The following is a 21626-nucleotide window of genomic DNA, read 5'->3' on the forward strand; positions in this document are numbered from 1 at the left end:
TTTTTAAGGACCAAAAGATGAGTAGATTAGAAAACCGCGTTGCCATCATTACAGGCGCAAGTTCGGGCATTGGCCGCGCTTCCGCCAAACTATTTGCCGCGCAGGGTGCCAAGGTTATCGCAGGCGCAAGGCGACAAGCAGAACTGGATATACTAATCGAAGAAATTCGGGTCGATGGCGGTCAAGCCCTCGCCATAGCCGGGGATGTTACCGATGAGACTTACGCCAAAGCATTGGTCGAAGTTGCAACGGGAACTTACGGCCAACTCGATATTGCTTTTAATAACGCAGGTACTCTCGGGGCGATGGGCGATACACCCGATATTACCCTCGAAGGGTGGCATGATACTCTCAATACCAACCTGACGTCTGCCTTTCTCGGTGCCAAACATCAAATCCCAGCTCTCCTTGAAAGCAAATACGGTTCCCTGATATTTACTTCCAGCTTTGTCGGCCACACCATCGGCATGCCCGGCATGGCCGCCTACGCCGCCTCAAAAGCCGGGATCAACGGCATGGTGCTGGCACTGGCAACTGAATATGGCCCCAAAGGTTTGCGGGTCAACAGCCTACTGCCTGGTGGCACCGACACCCCTATGGGCCGCACGGTCGCATCTAACCCGGAAATAGAAGAGTTTGTAAAAAGCCTTCATGGCTTAAAACGGATCGCTGAACCAGAAGAAATTGCTAAAGCCGCACTGTTTCTCGCTTCCGATGACGCTAGCTTTGTTACAGGCACAGCCATGCTGGTTGAAGGAGGCGTATCCATTAACAAAACCTGATATTCCACCTAAAACCACCCCATGAAGATTAATCAAAAGAATAACAGGGCCTGCCAGAAAAGCAGGCCCTGTTATCGTTAGAACGCTTCGCTTAGCTCAAAACCACCACGCGCCCATCAATGCGCGCACCAGTATCTGCAGAAATGACCTTTGTGTTGCGAATATGAGCAATCACTTCGTTACGATATACCAAACCCGTATGATTGTATTCCAAAGCACGCATATCAAAACTTGGGATATCTCCCGGAACGCCGCCGCCAATTGCTTTCCCATTCCAGTTCTCGCCAAATCCCCCCAGTGCCAAATAAGTGTTCAACACCATACTAAAGGTTTTGCCCAAGCACTCTTCAACGGGTTGGCCTTTGAGGGTAATGTTAATTGCTTTGGCTTGCTCTGCAGAAGCGCCGGGATCAATTTCATACCGAATGCCTGATGAAAAATGTAAGAACCCGCGAGAGACAAAGCCTTCCTGATCCGTTGTCGCAATCTCTTCAGCCCGCAACAAACGTTTAGCGTTGGATTGCAACATATCGTGGATCTGTTGCCCGCTCAGGCTGGCAATATGGATGGCATCAGCATAAGGCATAACATCGTACCAGTTCTTGAAACTCAGCGCCCCTTGTTCGACACCGCTTGAAATTCCCGTGGCGTTGAACAGTGCAAAATCAACCGGGCCGTCCGTAAAGTTTTGAGATCTGGCAAGAACAGCATCATTCATGTAGTTAGCGAGTCTGTTTTCCCCCACATACCGCGACACAACCATCTTGTCCCGTGTCAGATCAGCATCCTTAACTTCGCCGATAACTTCGGCCAATTTGCTATCCAACGCTTTGATCAAGGGGGCGATGTTAGCCTGCTCAAACGCGGCGTCGTAATCGCCTTCTTGTTGAAGAGATGCATATTTGGGGTCATCAACGGTTACACGCTTGTCGCTTTTTTTGATCGGGTGCAGGGAAACCGAGCTGTACCAGTCTTTACGACCATTTTCCGCAGCAATAGACATAGTAATATCCCCAAGATATTTACCGTGGGCTTCGGCCTGTGTGATCAATACACCGTCGATCAAATTGGCTTCTTCAATTTTTTCTTCGTTGAGGCGGGTATGGGTGTGACCGCCGACCACAACAACGGGCTTGTCGGTCAACTTACTCGCCAATCCTGCGATGGCAAAATCCCCCTCGCCAACATCCCGCGCCGTCGCCGCCTTGCCAGATGTGTGTTTGCCGACGCCATATCCACAGTGTGACAAGATCACGACAACATCGGAAACCTCGGCAACAGCAGGTAACAAATTCTCTACAGCTTTGAGCGGGCGATCAACAGCCAAGGTTAAGTCGTCTTCTTGCCCAACACGCGTATCAATGTTGGTTGTCAAACCGATCAACCCGACCCGCAGTCCTTTTATCTCTGCAATCGCGGCTGCGACATAGTCTTCATCACGTTTCATGTGTTGCGAAGAATGTACATTGGCAGACAACAGCGGGAACCGTGCATCCGTTTGAACAGCTTTTTTCAAAAGTTCCGCGCCACGATCAAATTCGTGATTACCGATAGCAGCAATATCAAGCCCGGCCGCAGAATAAGTTCGATAACCTGCATCCGCGACAAACTCGTCAACATTCCACCCCATAAGCTCATCAAAGATTGATCCCGTATGATCATCCCCGGCAGAAACAAACAGCACAGCTTCATCTTCTGCCGCCGCTGCGCGTACTTCTTTTACCCGTTTTACAATTTGAGAAAACCGGTGAGTATCACCCTTTTTACCATGTAGTTCCGTAATGTGATTGTGCATATCGTTAAAGTGCAAAACGCGCAAAACCCGGCGCTCCCCTGCTGCCAATTTTGGCGTGGGAACTGCATTTCCGTCCTCAGTCACAATACGATTAATAGGTGTTTTCAACGGATCACCTTTGAGCAAGAAGAGCTTTTCGATACTTCCCAAAGGATTAGGCGTGGCTGGAACCAATTGTAATTCACCGACCAGTGGCGCGGCATTACTGCGCACCGACAAAAACGGAGAAAACCCAACGGCAGATGCAGCCACAACACCCCCCAACAACAAACGGCGACGGGTCATTCCCAATGGAATATCAGACATGCGGCAACTCACTTTCAGAAGAATATGTTGAATTTCGCCAACATGATCAGCTTGTGTTACCGGGGTATGACTGGGATGTGACCTTCTGGTGATGTTTAAGTGAAGGGTCCCCCTCCTCTACGCCTAACGTAGAGCTTATCCCCTATTAATACGTAACTTTACGCAGCAGATTTTCAACCAAGTTCTGTTATTATCCACCCAGAAGAGAGCCTTTTAACGAGGGGATTTCATCCCCCCTCTTTTCCAATTTACAGATAATAGTGGGTGCATTTTTTTAGGGCACGAGAAGCGAGGAGCAAGTGTAGTTAACCTACATGCGCGATGCGGTGTCATAATAAGTTCCAGCCACACATTAAGGGGATTTAAGATGAATACGAAGGCCTACGGTGCTGAATTTCTTGGCACATTCTGGTTGGTTTTTGGCGGTTGTGGATCGGCTGTTTTAGCAGCAGGTATTCCTGACCTAGGCATTGGCTTTGTTGGCGTCTCGCTGGCGTTTGGTTTAACAGTTCTCACCATGGCATATGCCGTCGGACACATTTCAGGTGGGCACTTTAACCCCGCCGTTACCCTAGGTCTTTGGGCTGGTGGAAAATTCGAAGCAGGACAGATTGCACCTTACTGGGTCGCGCAACTTGCAGGCGGCATCGCAGCATCAGGCCTGCTTTATCTGATCGCAAGCGGCATTCCGGAATTTTCGTTGAGCGGTGGTTTTGCCTCCAACGGCTACGGCGAGCATTCCCCCATGGGCTATTCCATGATGAGCGGCTTGTTGATCGAAGTTCTACTGACCTTCTTCTTCCTCTTTATCATCCTCGGCGTGACGGATGACAAGGCGCCCGCAGGCTTTGCGCCGCTTGCCATCGGTCTAGCATTGGTACTCATTCACCTGATTTCCATTCCGATCACCAACACGTCCGTAAACCCGGCCCGCAGCACGGGTCCTGCCCTTTTTGTTGGCGGGTGGGCGCTTGAACAACTATGGCTGTTCTGGGTTGCCCCACTTATCGGCGCACTCGGCGCAGGCTTCAGCTATCGCTGGTTCAAATCCTGAATACAAAAAAGCTTAAACCAATTAACGAACACAAAGTTGACTTTGGCTCGGTAGACCAAATAAAACCCCGAAGATTTCACGAAAGTTTCGGGGTTTTATTTCAGTTCTTCCACAGTATTTATCCAGTATTTATAAAGCATAAACACTGGATAAATACTGTGGAACATGATTCTTACTATTCTTTACAACACAACAAGAACTCTGGTTTTAAATCTACCTAATCTTCATATTCATATAATTTAAAACCCACTTACAAAATCTGGCCTGAGAAAGACATCAACCGATCCCAAATGGACTGAGCTACGATGCCAGCATCCCGGTTACGACTTCGCATTTGAAACAAATGAGATTGGCGCTGAGGGTATCCCTCTACATTGAGAGGCATCAGTTCCCCCTTGTCAATTTCATCCCGGATCAAGTGTTCTGGAAGCCCGCCCCATCCCATTTTCGCTAAAATAATATCTTTTTTGGCTGCAAAGTCTGAAACAGTCCAACGCAAACCACCAGGGAGTAAATCTCGACTTTGTGGTTTTTTCCCGCTGCCACTGTCAGCAACGACAACCTGTACATAACTTTGCATCTCTCTAATGGAATTCATTTCCTTATTTTGCGCTGGAGCGTACTCTGGATGAGCTACAGGTATAATTGTCACACTAGAGAAAGGAACCGCTTCTACCTGATCCACTGGCACACCGTCCATCGTCGCAACAATGAGGTCAGCATCACCGTGGAGTAATTGCTCAATAGGTCCACTCATACTTTCCCTCGACAGCCGAATATGAGTAGCAGGATAAGCATCCGTTGTCTCTCGAATTACATCCAGTAAAGGCTTTAATGGGTACGTTGCAGTCACCGCCAAAAAAACCTCTGGCTCTTGTTTGGCATTGAGGTTTTTAACCACGCCGCCAAGGTGTTGCATTTGTTGTAAAACCCGCGTCGCATGCCGATAAAACACTTCTCCTGAAGTCGTGAGTTTAGGTCGATATTCTTCCCGTGACAAAAGAACAATCCCAATCTCGTCTTCCAGTTTTTTCAGCATATGGCTAATCGCAGATTGCGATTTATTCAAATGTTCAGCCGCCGCGCGGAATGTACCTGTTGTGACGATTGCTTGCAGTACCACCAACTGTTCGTATGTCATCCAACCGTCCATCTTCTCTATAACAAAACAATCCACATAATAGATCATGATGCTGAATTATCAATATTATCTTTCGATCATTTAAATCACTACCTTTATCTCAGTTAAATCATAACTTGTCGAGAAAAGGGAAAACTAATGAAGCTGTTCTACAAACCCGGCGCCTGCCCACTTGCCTCACATATTATCTTGCATGAAACTGCGGCAACTTTTGAAATTGAAGAAGTTGATACCGATGCTGGTCTAACCAAATCCGGCAGAAACTATAAAGAAATCAACCCCAAAGGATATGTACCTGCATTGGAGTTGAGTACGGGTGAAGTCCTGACCGAGGGCCCATCAATCCTACAATATATTGCCGATCAGCATCCTCAAAGTGGATTGGTTCCAGCGAATGGCACTGTTGCCAAGGCCCGTATGCAGGAATACCTGAATTATACAGGCGCTGAATTACACAAGGCATTCAGCCCTTTATTTTCTGGCTCATCAACGGATGAAGAAAAACAAAAAGCAATTATAAATGTAGGTACAAAGTTCGATTATCTCAACGAACTATTCAGCGACGGCAGGACTTACCTTCTCGGTGACCAATTCTCCGTTGCAGACGCTTACATGTTCGTCGTCAGTAACTGGTCCAATTTTGTAGGTATAGAACTTTCCAAGTGGTCGAATGTTGCCGCCTTCGTTGAACGTGTTGCAAACCGCCGATCATCCCAAGCTGCCATGAAAGCAGAAGGATTACTTGGATGATGCCCATCCATCAAAACATGCATGATATCATGGAGGTTCTGGAGGCTTATTTCGAGGGATTATATCAAGCGGATAGCAAAATCTTGACGACAGTTTTCCATCCTGATGCCCGATACGTGAATGCAACGGACGGTGATTACATGAATTACGCAATGACTGAATACTTTGCAAAGGTCAGTCTCCGTACACCACCAGCAAGCACCGGGCAAATTCGTGAAGACGTCATTAATTCTATCCAATTTGGTGGTGATCACATGGCTTTTGTCAAAGCAACAATGACCATGATGGGACGTGATTACCTCGATTTCCTGACACTTATCTATGACGATAATCGTTGGCAAATCATCTCGAAAGTTTTTTCCTACGTACCAAAACTCTGAGGAGGCGTAAATGCCATATGTAAACATCAAAGTCACAAAAGAAGGGGGCCTCGATGGGACTGGCCCAACAGTTGAACAAAAAGGAGAGCTTATCAAAGGGGTAACAGATTTGTTGGAAAAAGTACTCAACAAGAATCCTGCTACAACTTTCGTTGTCATTGATGAAGTCGCCCTCGAAGATTGGGGTATTGGTGGACTTTCCGTACCCGAGTTCCGTAAACTGTAAATACAATAGCACTTTACCATTAACATCCGCAGTGGCCGTGATATAAATCCTACCATATATTTATCAGTAGGGATCTATAAGGCCATTGCGGATTAAAACGTTAATGCCATGGAGGCGAATTCCGTGATCACAACCAGATTAACTAAGCAGCTCGGTATCAAACATCCCATCATTCAGGCCCCCATGGCCTTTGCTGCGGGCGGAAGACTTGCCGTAGCTACCTCAAACGCTGGTGGGCTTGGTTTCATCGGTGGTGCTTACGGGGATATAGACTGGATCACAGAGCAATTCGACATCGCGGGAAATCAACGTGTTGGTTGTGGCCTTATCACATGGGTTCTAAAAGAAAAAACTGACCTACTCGACCAAGTTATCGAGCGTAATCCTGCTGCGTTATTCCTGTCTTTTGGTGATCCAGCGCCTTACATAAAGGCCATAAAATCTGCGAATATTCCTTTGATCTGTCAGATCCAGACCTTCCGCGATGCCAGGCATGCCATAGATCTTGGCGCTGATATTATTGTGGCACAAGGCGCAGAAGCTGGCGGACACGGCGAAAAACGCACAACCTTCACCCTTGTTCCTGAAGTTGCAGACTATATTGCCAAACATTCACCGGATACTTTGCTCTGTGCCGCCGGAGGCATTGCTGATGGCCGTGGCCTCGCCGCCTCTTTGATGTTAGGCGCCGATGGCGTCTTGATCGGTTCCCGGTTCTGGGCCGCAGAAGAAGCGCTTGTCCATCCCAAAATGTGGCAGGCAGCGATTGATGCCAATGGCGACGATACTCTTCGTACTTCTGTCGTTGATGTTATCCGGGGTTACGATTGGCCGGACCGTTACAATGCGCGCGTATTGAAAAATGATTTTACGGACAAATGGCACAAAAACATTGCCGGCTTGAAAACCAATGTGGAAGCAGAAGCCGTCCTATGGCGTGAAGCCTTGTCGGTTGGAGATTCTAAAATAGCCAATGCATTTGTTGGAGAAAATGCTGCCCTTATCAAAGATGTAAAACCCGCTGCTGACATCATGTCAGATATTGTGACGCAAGCCGAAAGCCTGCTCAAAACAGAGTTCAACTGATATCCATTCAGATCACCAACACTTCGGCAACCCCAGCGCAAAGCAGAGGTCCAGCGCTCTTTGTTGGTGGATGGGTGGATGGGTGGATGGGCGCTTGAGCAGTTGCGGATTTTCTTGGTGCGTTACTTCTCGGTGTCGTTACCGCAGGTTACAGCTATTGTTAGTTCAAGTCCTATGAGGCAATTGCCCCTTTTGACAGGAGGGCCGAGTGCCCTCCTTATTTTTTACCAAAATTATTTATCTATTCTCTCTATTCCGCCTATTCCGCCTATTCCGCAGAAATAAATGAAACGGAACTGGATCGTTTCAAGGCATACCGACCATCGCCTAGGGCAAACTGAACAAACGAAAGCAAGATCAGATAGACCGGATATTCCCAACCACCGTTGGGGTAGGAAAAGACCCAACCATTGCCTGCATGAAGCCAAGTAGCTCCAAAAAGAACCGGCAGTAAAACCAGCGCGACCCAGCGAGCTTGAATTCCCAAGACCAGCATCAAACCACCGATAAGCTCAGCAGCAAAGACGGCATAAGCCATCCATCCGGGAAGGCCAATAGATTCAAAGAAAGCCGCTGTCCCAGCTAGACCAAAGATAAAAAACTTCAAGATCACCCCGTGCGCTAGATACATAATGCCAAGGGCCACCCTTAGAACAAAAGTGGTAAATTGTGTTAAATCATGTTGTGTCATTACGACCTCCATTTAAATGCAAATGCATGTATATTCATTTAAGTACATGCATTTGCATTTAAATGTCAAGGTTGATGCATTTACATCTATATGTCATGATCGTGATATGACGCACAAACCGACACGAGAAACCGTACAAGTCTGGAGCCGTATTTTCCGTATTCAGAAAGAGGCACTCGCTTACACGGAAAAGGCCTTAAAAGCCGCCAAACTTCCTCAACTTTCCTGGTATGATGTTCTGCTGGAGCTAAACCACTCGGATGATATAGGTTTGCGTCCCTTTGAATTAGAACGCGCTCTATTACTCCCCCAATACGGCCTATCGCGCCTGCTTGATCGCATAGAAAAGGCCAAGTATCTTAAACGTATCCCCTGTGAAGAAGATGGTCGCGGCCAGCGCTTAGTCATCACAGAAGAAGGTCGTGCCATTCTCTTAAGTATGTGGCCAATTTATGCCAAGGCAATCCAGGATATTCTTGGGTCAGGACTTCATCCCAGCGAAATAGAAATCCTCTCCGAGCTTTTGAGGAAAATAAAGTTACCAGAGGTCTAAGTTAAGAAGAAGACCAATCCTTATTTGCCTCCTGAACAATTTCACAAGCCTGAGAGATTTCATAACCTCTCGGACTTTTTCATTTTTCGTGAAGGCTTCGCCTTACTTAACATTATCCATATAAATCTATAACTTATCAATAATTCGATCCAACTAATGCGGATAACATCCGTGTAATATTATTGCGTTTTTTCATTAAAATGAAATTTTCACTATCTTTTTTCATTTAAGACTGTCTTTATTGTGCCGAACAACACAACAGCTAAGTTTGGTGAGATATGGCCCGGTTAAAAGTTCAAGCGTCCAAGGTTGAAGCTCTCTACAAAAATGACCTCGAAGAAGAGTCTGTGACCGTTGGGGTGCAGATCAGGGATTTGCGCAAGGCCAAGCGGATGTCTGTGACCACCCTCGCCGAAAAAATTGGCAAGTCGGTGGGTTATGTTAGCCAGATCGAGCGCGGTATTTCAGCGATTTCCATTCCGATCCTCAACAAAATATCTGCGGCGCTTGAGGTTTCCAACTCGTGGTTTTTCCATGGCGAAGACGACGCTGACCCAACGGAAAAAGCCCACGTCGTGCGCGCGCACAATCGCCGCCGTCTCAGCTTTACCGGGTCCGGCATGGCCGAAGAACTGATGTCGCCCGATCTCAGTGGTGATGTAGAACTGATCATGGGCACATTTGAGCCGGGGGCCGCCACAGGTGAAGAACAAATCATCCGCGAAACTGTCGAAGTTTCCGGCCATGTGATCAAGGGATCTATTGTGGTTGAAATCGATGACAAGAGCTACGAACTCGGCATCGGTGACAGCTTTCGCATCAACCCCGGCGATCCCCACAGAACCTACAACAACGGCGCAGAAACAGCCCAAGTGCTCTGGATACTCTCCCCCCCACACTATTAACCGTCAATTGACGGGTTTAGTTTGGGCTTGAGTTCAAAGCATAGGGCCAAGCCAAGAAGAACACTGAGTTAAGTAACAAACAAAAACCTTAAAATAAACAGGGTCAATCGACCCTTCCTAAAATAAACAAAGCCAATTGGCTTTAACGGGATAAGTTAAGATGGCGAATAAAAAGACACTTCCAAAGCAGGCACAGGTTGTCATCATTGGTGGCGGCGTTATTGGGTGCTCTGTGGCCTATCACCTGACCAAGTTGGGTTGGAAAGACGTTGTGTTGCTGGAACGCAAGCAACTGACCTGTGGCACCACTTGGCACGCGGCGGGTTTGGTGGGTCAGCTTCGTGCGACCGAAAATCTGACCAAAATGGCGCAATACACCGCCGAACTTTACAGTAACCTTGCCGCAGAAACGGGACAGGAAACCGGGCTTGTGCACACAGGTTCTGTCTCTGTCGCTCAAACCGCGGGCCGTTTGGAGGAGCTTAAGCGCGGCGCGTCCATGGCGCGGAATTTTGGTCTTGAAGTCGAGGTCATTACGCCGGAACAAATTCTTGAGCATTACCCGATTGCCGATATTTCCAACCTGATTGGCGGCGTGTATCTGCCAGGGGATGGTCAGACCAACCCAATTGATACCACACAGGCCTTGGCCAAAGGCGCGCGCATGGGCGGCGCGACCATCATGGAAGGCATCAAGGTCGAAGACATCATCACCGAACCCGGCCCCAACGGCGGAAAAGTCACAGGGGTTGTTACCGATCAGGGCGAGATCCGTGCCGAGATCGTGGTCAACTGCGGCGGCATGTGGGCGCGTGAAATCGCCAAGAAGGTCGGCGTCAACGTGCCATTGCACGCGGCGGAACACTATTACATCGTGACAGAAGCCATCGACGGCCTACCAAAGCTTCCGACCCTGCGCGATCCTGATGGTTTTACCTATTACAAAGAAGACGCCGGAAAGCTGCTGATCGGTTGTTTTGAGCCTAACGCCGTACCGTGGGGCCACGAAGGCATTCCCGATAACTTCTGCTTTGATGAACTCCCGGAAAACTGGGACCAGTTCACCCCGGCGCTTGAAAACGCCATGACCCGTATTCCCTTGTTGGAAACCGCGGGCATTCATACTTTCTTTAACGGCCCCGAAAGCTTTACCCCCGACAACCGTTTTTATCTCGGCGAAGCGCCAGAGATGAAGAACTTCTTTGTCGCGGCGGGCTTTAACTCTACTGGTATCCAGTCTGCGGGTGGCGCAGGTAAAATTCTTGCCGATTGGATTGTTCAGGGCAACTGCCCCCAAGACATGTGGGATGTGGATATCCGCCGCGTGCAGCCTTTCCAGGGCGGCGATAAGTACCTGTTTGATCGCACGACAGAGGCCCTCGGCCTGCTTTACGAAATGCACTGGCCGCACAAACAACCCGTGACCAGCCGTAACATCAAACGCTCTCCCATCCACGACCGTTTGGAAAAAGCCAACGCCTGCTTTGGTGAAATGGCAGGCTGGGAACGCGCCAACTTCTTTGCCCCCGAAGGTGTAGAGCCTAAGTACGAATACTCCTATGGGCGTCAAAACTGGCACGACTGGTGTGGCGTGGAATGTAAGGCCGCGCGCGAAAACGTCGCCCTGTTTGATATGAGCTCATTCGGTAAATTCATGGTACAGGGCAAAGATGCTTTGGGCGTGTTGAACCGCATTTCCGGTGCTGACATCGACGTGCCAAATGGCAAGATGGTCTATACCCAGTGGCTCAACGATCGCGGCGGTATCGAAGCCGATTTGACCGTGACACGTTTGGAAGAAAACAAGTTCATGGTACTGTCATCCGGCGGCACCCAAACCCGTGATTTCCATTTCCTCAACAGCCACATACCTGCCGACAGTCATTGCATCACCACCGATGTAACCTCTGGCTACGCGTTGTTTGCCCTTATGGGTCCAAACAGTCGTAAAGTGTTGAGCAAGGTCACCCCGACCGATCTGTCCAACGCCGCCTTCCCTTTTGGTACCTGTCAGGAAATCGAGCTCGGCTACGCCAAAATCAACGCAGGCCGCATTACCTATGTCGGGGAGCTGGGGTGGGAACTTTACGTCCCCGCTGAATTTGCAGTCCACGTTTATGACACCCTGATCGAAGCAGGCGCAGAATTTGACCTCAAGCCCGGCGGCATGCACGCGGTGAACACGCTGCGTCTGGAAAAAGGCTTCCGGCACTGGGGCCACGATATCACCGATGAAGACACGGTGCTCGAGGCCGGCCTCGGCTTTGCCGTTGCCTGGGACAAACCCGGTGGATTTATCGGTCGCGAAGCGCTTATGGCGCAAAAAGGCAAACCCCTGCCCAAGCGCATGGTCTCGCTGAAACTCGAAGATCCTAACGCGATGATGTACCACAACGAACCCGTCTATAAAGGCGACAAGATCGTTGGCAAAGTCACCGCAGGCATGTTCAGTCATACCCTCGGTGTAACCATCGGTTTGGCATACGTTTATAACGATGATGGCGTAACATTGGACTGGATCAACGAAGATGATTTCAGCGTTGAAATCGCCTGTGAACGTTTTAAAACCAGCCTATCCCTAAAACCGCTTTATGATCCAAAAGCGGAACGACCTAAAGCAGAGGACTGATAAATCTGACGGAAGCTCTGCCCCTGATGTACCAGCCAGTCTCAGTGGCAGAGTATTTCTTAGATCAAAGTATTAAACACCCTCTGCGACCCGGGCCTTAAGAAAGCCCTCGTACGGATCTCTGAACCCCACAAAGCCTTAAGAGGTCCGTACAAACCATTAGCTGGGTTCCAAATTAAGGGACCAACTCTGCCGCAGCACTCTAGCGAGTGTTGCGGTCTTTTTTTGGAGGAAGGACATATAATGCAACGCAACGCTTCATTCTTTAGGCTAAAAGTATATGCTGAGCATACAACTACGATACTCTGTAAAACTCTAATCTTGGCCAACGCCTCATGAAAACTGGAACTATATTAGACAATTCGAATTTTACGAAAAGGGAAATACCTGTAAGCCGAAATACAAAAATTTATAGGATCAGGACTTTATTGGTTGCCCAAAAATATTGTTTTTGAAGTTGAATAATATTCTCTAATATTAAAAATTTAAGATTTAAAAACTCTAAACCCGAAGCTCCTTTTAACCTCATGGCAGGTGGAATAACTTTAAATTTCGTAGGAATTTAACCTTACATTCACCATTATCAGGCTAAAACAAGCTCTTGAACTTTGATGTGAATTTTACCGCTTTTTGGTGCCGTTTGTTTTTGTGAGGGCGTTTTGCCTACAGCCTATAATCTGAAAGACATCGAGTTTTTAATCGTTGATGACAATCCAGTGATGCAGCGCATTGTGAAGACAATCCTGCGGGCCTTTGGCGTTAACAATCCGCGGGTTGCCTCTTCGGCGGCTGAGGCCATTCAGGCCTTGCGGAACCAGCCTTCGGATATTGCGATTATCGATATCGACATATCGCAGTCATTGAAAGAAGAGCTATCCATGAAGGCCGCTGCAAACGCGCAAAAGCCTTCTTCGGTTGTCCCTAATAGTGATGATACTGGTGGTGATGCTGGAGATAGTGGCAGTAATCATAGTGGTGATGATGATCTTGGCGGGGGAGACGGTAAAGAGAGTGAAACACATAACCCTGCGACAGAGATCAATGATGGCAATGAGTTGATCCGTCAATTACGGACCGAAGAAACCAGCCCGGCGCCCTTTATCCAGATCATCGTCCTCACGGCTCATTCGGCAAAGGAAAAGGTCACCTATTCCCGCGACAGTGGCATGAACGAATTTTTGGTCAAACCGATCTCGCCCCTGACGCTCTATAAAGCCATAGAACGCATCATCCAACGCCCGCGCCCCTTTGTCCGTCTCGAAGGCTACACCGGCCCCTGTCGGCGACGTCGGAAAAATTCTGACGGAAAAGAAGAAGAACTCCGCGCCGAAGATGATATTACCTTTATCCCCGATGATACCTTTCCCTGGAATTATACGCCTTAAGGGAACGATCGCTTTGTAGAAGCAAACCTCACGGTATTTAGTCCCACCAACAATATGGTCGCTTTAGTCCGTTTCGGCCATTTTTTTTCCGAGACTGTGGAGCTGTGCCAGCAGAGTGCGAAATTCGTTGGTATCCAGCCCGGTAGAACAGGCGACGGCCTGTTGCATTTCGATGATATCTTCACTGAGCGCGCGCGCGGCTGGCGTTAGATTGACCATGACCCTGCGCTCATCCTCTGCGGCGCGGTTACGGTTTACATACCCATTGGCTTCCATGCGTTTGAGCAACGGCGAGAGCGTACCTGAATCAAGGCCTAAATCTTTGCCGAGCGCATTTACCGTGGTTTCCGATTTAGTTTCCAGCGCCAGATAAACCAGATACTGTGGATAAGTCAGGTTCATCCCTTTTAGATAAGGTTGATACTTTTTGATAATCGCCTGTGAATTACTGTAAAGCGCAAAGCAGAGCTGTTCATCCAGTAAGGATACCCCGGAAGGTTTGGTTACGGGGGGCGCGGAGGTTTGCTTTTTTGGGCTCATATTTTCACAGCTATCATAGTTTTGGGGAGTTACTCCCCCCCAAAATTCACGGAAATTCACGGGAATTTACGGTAGTTTAACATAATTTGTTGGTTATAGAGACATTCTCGCGTAATCCAAGATATCCCTACACTTTCCCTAGATTACTGCTGTCTTTTTTATTTGCAATGCCAAAGCATAAATTCCTTAAGTTCTCTAACATAAAGAAAGGATCGCCCGCCAACCTAACACTCCAAACCAACACTCGATCGTAAATAATCGACGAATGAGTAATAGAGGAGAGAATAATCGACGAGCGGGCAATCCAACCTAAAAAACGATATAACCCTTAGCTTACAAGTTTAAGGTCAACGTCAATGTTGCCACGGGTGGCGTTGGAATAGGGGCAAACCAGATGGGCTTTTGCGATCAGGTCATTGGCCGCTGAGGCTTCCAGTCCCGGCAGGCTGATGTTTAGGACCACAGCGATGTTAAAACCACCGGGTACGGGGCCGATGCTGACCTCGCCTGCGATTTTGGTCGCTTCCGGCAGTTTGATCTTTTCCTTGCCCGCGACCACTTTCAGCGCACCGATAAAACACGCGGCATACCCTGCGGCGAACATCTGTTCCGGATTAACCCCAAAAGTCCCGGCGCCGCCCAATTCTGTTGGTGTGGTCAGTGGGAAGTTCAGCGCACCGTCGTCCGATTTTACATGACCTTCACGTCCACCCGTTGCTTCGGCATAAGCGGTGTAGACAACTTTTTCCAATTTCTGTGCGGCTGTGCTCATAACGTCGTTTCCTTATGGAGAGAGAAATTACAATTAAATTGTGACTAATTATATTGTGCACAATTTAAATTAATCAAGAGAAAAATTTTCAAAGATACTTTTAAAACAAATCACGCCTTAAAATGTAAAAAGTATAAAATACACAAAATTATAATGATATTTTTCTCATCCCCTTACACTTAAGGGTTTTATTTTATGAATTTACTTAATAGGTTATCGACCTCACTACAAATAAACTTCTTTTTTATTTCCTCATCTTACCTCAGTAATACCAACTTCATACTACAATCTTATAGGCGAACATAATGCGTAATGTTATTTTATCATTCTTGCTATTAACAGGTCTGGCCGCCTGTCAAACAACGGGCCTTAATTCTGGCGATGTCGGTTTCAAACAAGGCGATATTATCGAAGGAAATTTCAAGTTCGGATTTAACAACCTTGTCGTTCCCCTCCCCGAAGGGCCTTGGGAAGTTGCCTCAATTCATACAGACCGTAACAATCAAAATGATGTAGGCATCTTTATGTTTCTTGTTCAGGGAAAGAATGGCCGTGTCGCCCAGACGCTGGAATTAACAACAAACCAATATCCCAACCGCTGGGGCTATGCGACTTCATCAGATTGTAAACGTGACGGAATTCACTTTAGAGAGACCTTTGCAAATTTCGAAGGTCGAAACCAGGACTGCATGTGGTTGAACCATTACAGAGGCGAAATCACATCGACAAGCTGGTATGGAAAATACTTAAAATCAGCCGTAAATTACGCAAAAGGCAAAGGGTATGAATGGCCCTTAGCTGTGCTAGCCAGCGGTCATCGCCTTGCGAGGGTAAAACAGTTTTTTAATTATGAGTTAGCTATTAATCCTCAATCTTATGGTTTTCCAGAGCCTGTAAATGTTGAATGGAAGACAAGTGATTGGCACCCAAACTCAACCGCAAAAGATGCTGACAAAACCGCCTTTATCGACAAGCTGAAAAAATTGACGATCAGCTATCATGAAACTGTAAAAGCAGGCTGGGAAGGTAAACTTGTCGTTGGAGAAGTCGAAAGCTTTTCCAACTCAGACCTTGAGCTTGGAGCTGCTCAATAACCAAAATCTCTGTTAAGAAAGAGCGTTGTTTTATAAAAGCCCTTAGCTGTTTCATCGGCTTAGGGCTTTTATTTTGGGGACTTTTATATTGGAGGCCTTTATTTTAGGACTTCACATCTGGGTTTATTTGGCTTTTCAGCTAAACGACTGCTCTATTAGACACCGCCTGATCGTTACGTCCGCTTCTTAAATAAATCTCTGCCAGTGTGAGGTTCAGTAACCAGCTAAGCCACGACATAGCAATATAACCGGTTTGAAATTCGACCCCCATGGCGGGAGCAATTGGAAGCCCTAAACGCAGGGTAATTGCAGCGGCTGTCAACGCAAAAGAACGTATCATCCACATCCGATGTTCGGCATAGCGTCCTGCCCGTACGCTTTGATACCCCTTGCCCGTTACAAAAAGCCAAATCACGGAAAGCAAGGCAAAACCCGCGACCGCGACAGGACCTGAAGACGTCGTCCAAGCCACAATGAAACCACCGATGCCACCAAGCAAAACCGCTATCATATAGATACGTCCCATCCATCGATGCAGCTGAGGCCAACGCCTGCGAATGGTACTAACAAACTGCCAAGGACCAATGAGAAGCGCTATTAAACTGCCAAGCACATGGGTCAAAAAAGCAGGCTTGTGATCCATAAAATTATCAATAATATCCGGCCCGACATGGGGCGGGTCGGGCAATAAAAACCGGGTCGACAAAAGTGCAATGCCCGTTGCGGACAACATCAGTAACAGCCAAAATCCTTTTTTTGCGACGGATTTAATTTTCACGCTCATCTCCCGTTTTATACCCGGCTTAATATCCGGTTTGCTTGATACAAAGCCTGTTTTTCTTTGTTGGAACAAAAAATAGATCAGGGCTGGAAATTACTCCAATTCATATTTAGTATAATTATCATGAAAGAAATTAATGAACTTACGATAGACCTGAACTTGCTAAAGGTCTTTCAGGTCATTTACACCGAAAGACATATTACCCGCGCCGCCGAAAAACTGGGTATGACCCAATCTGCGGTGAGCCATTGCCTGTCCCGTCTGCGTCACACGCTTGATGATCCATTGTTTTTACGCTCAAAAAACGGTGTTGAGCCCACAGCCCGTGCAAACGAAATTGCCGCTCCCTTGCAACAGGCCTTGAGACAAATCCTCGACACAGTTACTCAGCCAACAGATTTTGATCCTGCAACATCACAACGGGCCTTTCATTTTGGTCTGCCCGATCATGCGGTCGCACAATACGCGCCGCTTATCCTCAACCGTTTCGCGGTCGAGGCCCCCAACCTTTCCCTCAGTCTTTATCACGAACCCTTCACCCGATTGATAGAAATGCTTGAAAACAATCGTTTGGATATGGCCGCGTGTGTTTACAAAGATCTTCCACCGCGTTTTAAATCTTTACGCCTGTTTACAAGTCAACACGTTGTTATTGCCTCTAAAAATCACCCCTTTATTCAAGGTTCTCTTAATCTCGATGCCTATCTCAAGGCACGCCACATCATTTATTCCAGTGATGGCAGTCGTAACACCAAAGTGGATCACATCCTTAGTGAAATGGGACATCAACGCGATGTCGCCGTCACCATCGCCAGTCATATGGCCGGGCCGGTTATTGTTGCCAATAGTGATCTCATTACAACCTCAACCATGGAATTGGCCGGGCCTTTCTTAAAGCGTTATAACTTACAGTGTTTTGAAGTTCCGTTTGTTATGCCAAATATCGATGTGCACATGATCTGGCACCACCGACATGACCGCGACCCTGCGCACGAATGGATGCGCGACCTTATTCAGGACATTACCAAAGACGTCTCATAACGCGGGGCAGCTCCTAGGGCGAGAATTTAGCATTATACAGGCTATTAACTCCCGTTTAAATTTTCATAAGATAGAATAAGGCATCGTTTTATTTGAAACTATGCCTTTGTAAGGCTGGTAATAACAGTAAGGATGGCATTTTCTTGACCCTAAAAAATGGACATATTTCAAACGTGATGTCTGATGGTATTTAAGGCCGTAGGACGGTATCCACAAATCGTCGTCGCAATCGTCATTCTCGGTGTTATTGGGCTCTTTATCGTTGGCTCCAAGCACTACCTTGAACGAACCAGACAAGCTTTGGCGTTTGAAACTGCGAAGGCTTTTGAAATTTCCATTACGACATTACACAATTTGTACTCCAAGGAAGTTGTCCCCCGTGCCGAGGCAGGCGGAATTGAGCTTACAGATGACCTAGAAACATCGACCGATAAAATCCCTTTCCCAGCCACGATGACCATGACTTACGGTGAAGAACTGGAGCGCGTCAGCGCTGGTATGACGACTTCCATGTACAGTGCCTATCCTTTCCCCGGGAGAGCATCAAGAAAGCTTGATGCTTTTCAACTGGCTGCGCTTAATTTTCTAAAAGAAAATCCGGAAGATCACTTTTATCGTTTTGCGAAGGTCGCCAATCGAGATGTTGTTCGTTACTCGAGAGGAATCTCAATGAACCAAGATTGTCTTGAATGCCATAACACAGCGGGTATTGGGCGCAAGTGGGTCGTAGGTGATTTCCGAGGCGTCCGAGAAGTCATTATTAACTTACCCCGTGCCGACGCTCTCGAAGAAGAAATGACCGGCTTTGCTATTCTTCTTGCAATACTCGCCGTTATTTTTGGATCAATTGTGATGTTACCAACAGTCAACATCTTGCAGTCATCCTCAAAGGACAATAAAACCCTTGTCGAAGAACTGACCAAGAAAAACGCCGTTCTCGAAAATGCCGACCTTGCTAAAAGTCGCCTGTTGAAAGGCGTTGGGCACGATTTAAAAACCCCACTTAATGCCATTATCGGCTTTTCAGACACCATGAATAACGAGATCTTTGGCAAAATCGACAATGCTAAATACAAGGATTACGCCCAGTCCATTCATAGCAGTGGCTTACACTTACTTCGGATGATTGAGCAACTCCTCAACACTGGCGCCATTCAAGATACCGGATGGAGCTACGAAGAAGAGGCCCTTTCTGTTAACCCACTACTTGCGTCTATAGAACCCGTTTTGAGATCTGCCACAGAAATGGCCGGGATTAAGTTTGTCATGCAGCCTCTTCATTCAGACATAACCCTAATGGGCGATGGACGAGCCTTGCGACAAATCTTGACCAACCTTGTCGATAATGCAGTCAAATATAGTAAAGCAAATCTTATTACAGTTCGCTGCCAGCAAGAAAATGGAAAGCTTGTTCTCTCAGTAAAGGATGACGGAATTGGCATCTCAAAACAAGAGTTAGACAAGCTTCATCAAGAACACTACCGCGGTAATTCCGCATCAGATCATCACGCCACAGGCATGGGAATTGGCCTATGGCTGGTCGACAACTTTGCCAAAATGCACGGTGGTGAATTGATCATGGAAAGCATTCCGGATAAAGGAAGCAGCTTTTCCGTCCTCTTCCCCTCAGACCGGATATTAGCCCAGTCCAATTAACCATAGAAACCATTTAGACCGCTAGTTAATCCCTAACGCCCCTTGTAACACGGGATGCTTCCCCAAATAAGCTTGCATAAAATCTCGAAGACATTTTGCTCTAGTACTTAGCAATCGACCCGTTGGCCACACAGCAAATATTTCCCTTTCCGGGCCACACCAGGGGGAGAGTACGCGCTGCAATTGACCTTGTTGGAGTTCATTCACCATTTCGCTCAAAGGCAACAAAACCACCCCGTGACCATCCCGTGCCAACTGCGACGCCATGCCAATATCATTAACCATCGTATCCGCAAGAGGATGAAGGTTTTCTTCCAACCCGGTTTCTGTATTTTTCAAACGCCAGACGGGTAGTGTGCTCACGGCAATAAGACGGTGATCTTGTAGAGCATTAAGCCCCTGCGGCGTACCATTAGCAAACAAGTATTCCGGGGATGCGACCAGGATCGTTGATACCAGTCCAATTTTTTTTTGAAACAGTTGAGAGTCCACTTGTGGACCAATCCGCAAAGCCATATCAACTTGATCGGCCATGATATCTTTTGTCTCATTGCTCAAATACAAATGCAGCTGAATTTCGGGATACAGTTTGATAAAAGCAGACCACATCGGTTGCAGAACCTTCACCGAAACATTTGTCGGCGCCAACACTGTGAGCTTACCAGTCAACTGATGAATATCAGCACTTAGGTTTCTCGACGTGGCCTCGAATTGCAGTACTAAATCAGCATAAGCCTGATAATAAACCTCGCCTTCTGCAGTCAGGTTAAACTTTCGCGCTGAGCGATGGATAAGCTGACATCCAAGGGTGCTTTCAAGCTTCTGTAATCGCCTGGTTACCGTTGCCGGAGGTAGGTTCAATTGTTCAGCCGCAGCAGCCAATCCCCGGTTTTGAACGATATGTACAAAGAGCGCTATCTCATCAATCATAATTTCATTTTTGGAATCTAAGAACTCAATTTTCGATATATACCCAATATATGAAAACATATAGACCTAGTAAAGAAAGCAAACCACAGCATTCTGAAAAGAGAATAAATATGAAAAAATTATGGATTAGCGCAGGCATTGAGCTGCAAAACGATGCGGATTTGAAGAAAACTAAAACAGCACTTTGCGAACTCGTCAAACAAACAGTGAAAGAACCAGGGTGCATCCAGTTTGAAATTCTGCAGCATCAAGACAAACCACAGTGTTTTACGTTATGGGAATGCTGGACAAGCGATGACGCCTTAAAAGCTCATTTCAAAGCCCCTCATACGCTCGACTATCTCTCTCACGACTACACCAAGGTCAACTATATCGAGCGATTACAAATAAACAGTCCGTCTTAAAAGTAGGAGAGTTTACGATGAAACACCGTATGGTTTTCTCTATCCTTATGTCCCTCGTTCTCTCGATCCTCATGACCTGTTGGGTCACCTGGATCAATTTGGGATGGGGACCTGATTTCATCAACAAATGGATGGCAGCCTTCCAGCTCGCCTGGCCCGCCGCTGCCTTCATCGCCTTTTTACTCGGGCCATTTATTCAAGGCACAACACAACGGATTGTCAAAATCATATCTTGAGCTAAATCAACCCAAACTCATGGCAAGGAAACTATTATGACTGTTGAACGCGTCAACTATCTCCAACTTGGCCTCCCCGTCGGGCCTTACACTCATGCTGTTATTCATGGCAACACACTATACACATCAGGCTTTACAGCCTTTGGCACAGAGGCTCAGGAAAGTTCAATTTCGCAACAAGCCAAAGCAATTTTCGAACAACTCGAAATTATTGCCCGTGCGCAAAAAACCAACTTAGAAAATTTAATCAAAGTCACGATCTTTGTAACCGACCTAATGGATATGGCGGCCCTAAGGAATACACTCTCTGATCTTTACGGCACACAAACTCCTGCAAGCTCACTCATTAAAATTCAAGGTTTGTTTGCGCCGGAGCTTAAAATTGAAATAGAAGCCATTTTTGCGCTTTAACCGTTCTCCAAGATCAAAAACTCAGCCAAGGGCAAAACCGAGGATCTTGATCACAACTAAAGGCTCTCGGCATTTGGT

23 protein-coding genes are annotated in these 21626 nt (G+C 47.1%); 16 read left to right on the forward strand and 7 right to left on the reverse strand.

Annotation, left to right across the window (positions count from 1 at the left end):
- Positions 1–17: 17 nt before the first annotated feature.
- Positions 18–782 carry an SDR family oxidoreductase gene (locus ACFSKO_RS10875; RefSeq protein ID WP_380251387.1) on the forward strand — a complete coding sequence of 255 codons (765 nt, stop codon included), beginning with the start codon at positions 18–20 and terminating at the stop codon, positions 780–782.
- A 91-nt stretch (positions 783–873) separates the two neighbouring features.
- Here ACFSKO_RS10875 and ACFSKO_RS10880 read toward each other — a convergent pair whose 3' ends face one another.
- Positions 874–2883: a bifunctional metallophosphatase/5'-nucleotidase gene (locus ACFSKO_RS10880; RefSeq protein WP_380251389.1), complete on the reverse strand. Its 2010-nt coding sequence runs from the start codon at positions 2881–2883 to the stop codon at positions 874–876.
- Positions 2884–3250: 367 nt separating this feature from the next.
- Between ACFSKO_RS10880 and aqpZ the strand changes: the two genes are divergently transcribed.
- A complete protein-coding gene (gene aqpZ, locus ACFSKO_RS10885; protein WP_380251391.1) occupies positions 3251–3937 on the forward strand; it encodes an aquaporin Z in 687 nt (228 codons plus the stop codon).
- Between the two features lie 250 nt (positions 3938–4187).
- Here the strand turns inward: aqpZ and ACFSKO_RS10890 are convergent, their stop codons facing one another.
- Positions 4188–5078 (reverse strand): LysR family transcriptional regulator, encoded by an 891-nt coding sequence (locus tag ACFSKO_RS10890; protein ID WP_380251393.1) that lies wholly within the window; start codon positions 5076–5078, stop codon positions 4188–4190.
- 138 nt (positions 5079–5216) lie between these two features.
- Here ACFSKO_RS10890 and gstA point away from each other — a divergent pair, with 138 nt between their 5' ends.
- From gstA to ACFSKO_RS10910, 4 genes are all read left to right on the forward strand, one after another.
- Positions 5217–5828, forward strand: coding sequence for a glutathione transferase GstA (gene gstA / locus ACFSKO_RS10895; RefSeq protein ID WP_380251395.1), 612 nt, complete (start codon positions 5217–5219; stop codon positions 5826–5828).
- A complete protein-coding gene (locus ACFSKO_RS10900) occupies positions 5825–6208 on the forward strand; it encodes a nuclear transport factor 2 family protein (RefSeq protein WP_380251397.1) in 384 nt (127 codons plus the stop codon). Before gstA ends, ACFSKO_RS10900 begins: the two co-directional genes overlap by 4 nt.
- A gap of 10 nt (positions 6209–6218) precedes the next feature.
- On the forward strand, positions 6219–6434 hold the full coding sequence (locus tag ACFSKO_RS10905; protein WP_380251399.1) for a tautomerase family protein: 216 nt from the start codon (positions 6219–6221) through the stop codon (positions 6432–6434).
- A gap of 123 nt (positions 6435–6557) precedes the next feature.
- The gene (locus tag ACFSKO_RS10910; protein WP_380251401.1) at positions 6558–7520 is read left to right on the forward strand and encodes an NAD(P)H-dependent flavin oxidoreductase; all 963 of its coding nucleotides are present in this window, start codon (positions 6558–6560) and stop codon (positions 7518–7520) included.
- A gap of 268 nt (positions 7521–7788) precedes the next feature.
- Here the strand turns inward: ACFSKO_RS10910 and ACFSKO_RS10915 are convergent, their stop codons facing one another.
- Entirely contained in the window at positions 7789–8211 is a 423-nt protein-coding gene (locus ACFSKO_RS10915; protein ID WP_380251403.1) for a DoxX family protein, read from the reverse strand.
- Positions 8212–8317: 106 nt separating this feature from the next.
- Between ACFSKO_RS10915 and ACFSKO_RS10920 the strand changes: the two genes are divergently transcribed.
- The 4 genes from ACFSKO_RS10920 to ACFSKO_RS10935 all read left to right on the forward strand — a co-directional run bounded on the left by ACFSKO_RS10920 (position 8318) and on the right by ACFSKO_RS10935 (position 13683).
- On the forward strand, positions 8318–8764 hold the full coding sequence (locus ACFSKO_RS10920) for a MarR family winged helix-turn-helix transcriptional regulator (RefSeq protein ID WP_380251405.1): 447 nt from the start codon (positions 8318–8320) through the stop codon (positions 8762–8764).
- Positions 8765–9042: 278 nt separating this feature from the next.
- On the forward strand, positions 9043–9669 hold the full coding sequence (locus tag ACFSKO_RS10925) for a helix-turn-helix domain-containing protein (protein ID WP_380251407.1): 627 nt from the start codon (positions 9043–9045) through the stop codon (positions 9667–9669).
- 160 nt (positions 9670–9829) lie between these two features.
- Positions 9830–12298, forward strand: a complete 2469-nt coding sequence (locus tag ACFSKO_RS10930) for a GcvT family protein (protein ID WP_380251409.1) — start codon at positions 9830–9832, stop codon at positions 12296–12298.
- 659 nt (positions 12299–12957) lie between these two features.
- Positions 12958–13683: a response regulator gene (locus tag ACFSKO_RS10935; RefSeq protein WP_380251411.1), complete on the forward strand. Its 726-nt coding sequence runs from the start codon at positions 12958–12960 to the stop codon at positions 13681–13683.
- Between the two features lie 63 nt (positions 13684–13746).
- On the opposite strand, the gene ACFSKO_RS10940 is transcribed toward ACFSKO_RS10935, so the two are convergent.
- Together ACFSKO_RS10940 and ACFSKO_RS10945 are read right to left on the reverse strand one after the other, a co-directional pair.
- Positions 13747–14223 (reverse strand): MarR family winged helix-turn-helix transcriptional regulator, encoded by a 477-nt coding sequence (locus tag ACFSKO_RS10940; RefSeq protein WP_380251413.1) that lies wholly within the window; start codon positions 14221–14223, stop codon positions 13747–13749.
- A gap of 328 nt (positions 14224–14551) precedes the next feature.
- Positions 14552–14995 (reverse strand): organic hydroperoxide resistance protein, encoded by a 444-nt coding sequence (locus tag ACFSKO_RS10945; RefSeq protein WP_380251415.1) that lies wholly within the window; start codon positions 14993–14995, stop codon positions 14552–14554.
- 305 nt (positions 14996–15300) lie between these two features.
- On the opposite strand from ACFSKO_RS10945, the gene ACFSKO_RS10950 reads away from it, so the two are divergent.
- Positions 15301–16089 (forward strand): hypothetical protein, encoded by a 789-nt coding sequence (locus tag ACFSKO_RS10950; RefSeq protein ID WP_380251417.1) that lies wholly within the window; start codon positions 15301–15303, stop codon positions 16087–16089.
- 139 nt (positions 16090–16228) lie between these two features.
- Here the strand turns inward: ACFSKO_RS10950 and ACFSKO_RS10955 are convergent, their stop codons facing one another.
- The gene (locus ACFSKO_RS10955; protein ID WP_380251419.1) at positions 16229–16867 is read right to left on the reverse strand and encodes a DUF2306 domain-containing protein; all 639 of its coding nucleotides are present in this window, start codon (positions 16865–16867) and stop codon (positions 16229–16231) included.
- A gap of 126 nt (positions 16868–16993) precedes the next feature.
- Here ACFSKO_RS10955 and ACFSKO_RS10960 point away from each other — a divergent pair, with 126 nt between their 5' ends.
- Both ACFSKO_RS10960 and ACFSKO_RS10965 read left to right on the forward strand, forming a co-directional pair.
- Positions 16994–17911, forward strand: coding sequence for a LysR family transcriptional regulator (locus tag ACFSKO_RS10960; protein WP_380251421.1), 918 nt, complete (start codon positions 16994–16996; stop codon positions 17909–17911).
- A gap of 183 nt (positions 17912–18094) precedes the next feature.
- Positions 18095–19567, forward strand: coding sequence for an ATP-binding protein (locus ACFSKO_RS10965; protein ID WP_380251423.1), 1473 nt, complete (start codon positions 18095–18097; stop codon positions 19565–19567).
- Between the two features lie 21 nt (positions 19568–19588).
- Here ACFSKO_RS10965 and ACFSKO_RS10970 read toward each other — a convergent pair whose 3' ends face one another.
- Positions 19589–20497 (reverse strand): LysR family transcriptional regulator, encoded by a 909-nt coding sequence (locus ACFSKO_RS10970; protein WP_380251425.1) that lies wholly within the window; start codon positions 20495–20497, stop codon positions 19589–19591.
- A gap of 110 nt (positions 20498–20607) precedes the next feature.
- Here ACFSKO_RS10970 and ACFSKO_RS10975 point away from each other — a divergent pair, with 110 nt between their 5' ends.
- Genes ACFSKO_RS10975 through ACFSKO_RS10985 form a run of 3 tightly spaced genes read left to right on the forward strand, consistent with a single transcriptional unit; the run spans position 20608 to position 21548 of the window.
- Positions 20608–20901, forward strand: coding sequence for a putative quinol monooxygenase (locus tag ACFSKO_RS10975; RefSeq protein WP_380251427.1), 294 nt, complete (start codon positions 20608–20610; stop codon positions 20899–20901).
- Between the two features lie 17 nt (positions 20902–20918).
- Positions 20919–21137: a DUF2798 domain-containing protein gene (locus ACFSKO_RS10980; RefSeq protein ID WP_380251428.1), complete on the forward strand. Its 219-nt coding sequence runs from the start codon at positions 20919–20921 to the stop codon at positions 21135–21137.
- Positions 21138–21173: 36 nt separating this feature from the next.
- Positions 21174–21548 (forward strand): RidA family protein, encoded by a 375-nt coding sequence (locus ACFSKO_RS10985; RefSeq protein ID WP_380251430.1) that lies wholly within the window; start codon positions 21174–21176, stop codon positions 21546–21548.
- The last annotated feature ends 78 nt before the right edge of the window (positions 21549–21626 follow it).

This window comes from Kiloniella antarctica (genome assembly GCF_042682825.1).
GTDB lineage: Bacteria > Pseudomonadota > Alphaproteobacteria > Kiloniellales > Kiloniellaceae > Kiloniella > Kiloniella antarctica.

Coding starts and splice junctions, on each gene's coding strand:
- ACFSKO_RS10900 (WP_380251397.1), top strand. CDS start 5,825: ATGATGCCCATCCATCAAAACATGCATGATATCATGGAGGTTCTGGAG.
- aqpZ (WP_380251391.1), top strand. CDS start 3,251: ATGAATACGAAGGCCTACGGTGCTGAATTTCTTGGCACATTCTGGTTG.
- ACFSKO_RS10960 (WP_380251421.1), top strand. CDS start 16,994: ATGAAAGAAATTAATGAACTTACGATAGACCTGAACTTGCTAAAGGTC.
- ACFSKO_RS10980 (WP_380251428.1), top strand. CDS start 20,919: ATGAAACACCGTATGGTTTTCTCTATCCTTATGTCCCTCGTTCTCTCG.
- ACFSKO_RS10945 (WP_380251415.1), bottom strand. CDS start 14,995: ATGAGCACAGCCGCACAGAAATTGGAAAAAGTTGTCTACACCGCTTAT.
- ACFSKO_RS10930 (WP_380251409.1), top strand. CDS start 9,830: ATGGCGAATAAAAAGACACTTCCAAAGCAGGCACAGGTTGTCATCATT.
- ACFSKO_RS10970 (WP_380251425.1), bottom strand. CDS start 20,497: ATGATTGATGAGATAGCGCTCTTTGTACATATCGTTCAAAACCGGGGA.
- ACFSKO_RS10950 (WP_380251417.1), top strand. CDS start 15,301: ATGCGTAATGTTATTTTATCATTCTTGCTATTAACAGGTCTGGCCGCC.
- ACFSKO_RS10985 (WP_380251430.1), top strand. CDS start 21,174: ATGACTGTTGAACGCGTCAACTATCTCCAACTTGGCCTCCCCGTCGGG.
- ACFSKO_RS10905 (WP_380251399.1), top strand. CDS start 6,219: ATGCCATATGTAAACATCAAAGTCACAAAAGAAGGGGGCCTCGATGGG.
- ACFSKO_RS10965 (WP_380251423.1), top strand. CDS start 18,095: ATGGTATTTAAGGCCGTAGGACGGTATCCACAAATCGTCGTCGCAATC.
- ACFSKO_RS10920 (WP_380251405.1), top strand. CDS start 8,318: ATGACGCACAAACCGACACGAGAAACCGTACAAGTCTGGAGCCGTATT.
- ACFSKO_RS10975 (WP_380251427.1), top strand. CDS start 20,608: ATGAAAAAATTATGGATTAGCGCAGGCATTGAGCTGCAAAACGATGCG.
- ACFSKO_RS10880 (WP_380251389.1), bottom strand. CDS start 2,883: ATGTCTGATATTCCATTGGGAATGACCCGTCGCCGTTTGTTGTTGGGG.
- ACFSKO_RS10925 (WP_380251407.1), top strand. CDS start 9,043: ATGGCCCGGTTAAAAGTTCAAGCGTCCAAGGTTGAAGCTCTCTACAAA.
- gstA (WP_380251395.1), top strand. CDS start 5,217: ATGAAGCTGTTCTACAAACCCGGCGCCTGCCCACTTGCCTCACATATT.
- ACFSKO_RS10875 (WP_380251387.1), top strand. CDS start 18: ATGAGTAGATTAGAAAACCGCGTTGCCATCATTACAGGCGCAAGTTCG.
- ACFSKO_RS10940 (WP_380251413.1), bottom strand. CDS start 14,223: ATGAGCCCAAAAAAGCAAACCTCCGCGCCCCCCGTAACCAAACCTTCC.
- ACFSKO_RS10890 (WP_380251393.1), bottom strand. CDS start 5,078: ATGACATACGAACAGTTGGTGGTACTGCAAGCAATCGTCACAACAGGT.
- ACFSKO_RS10915 (WP_380251403.1), bottom strand. CDS start 8,211: ATGACACAACATGATTTAACACAATTTACCACTTTTGTTCTAAGGGTG.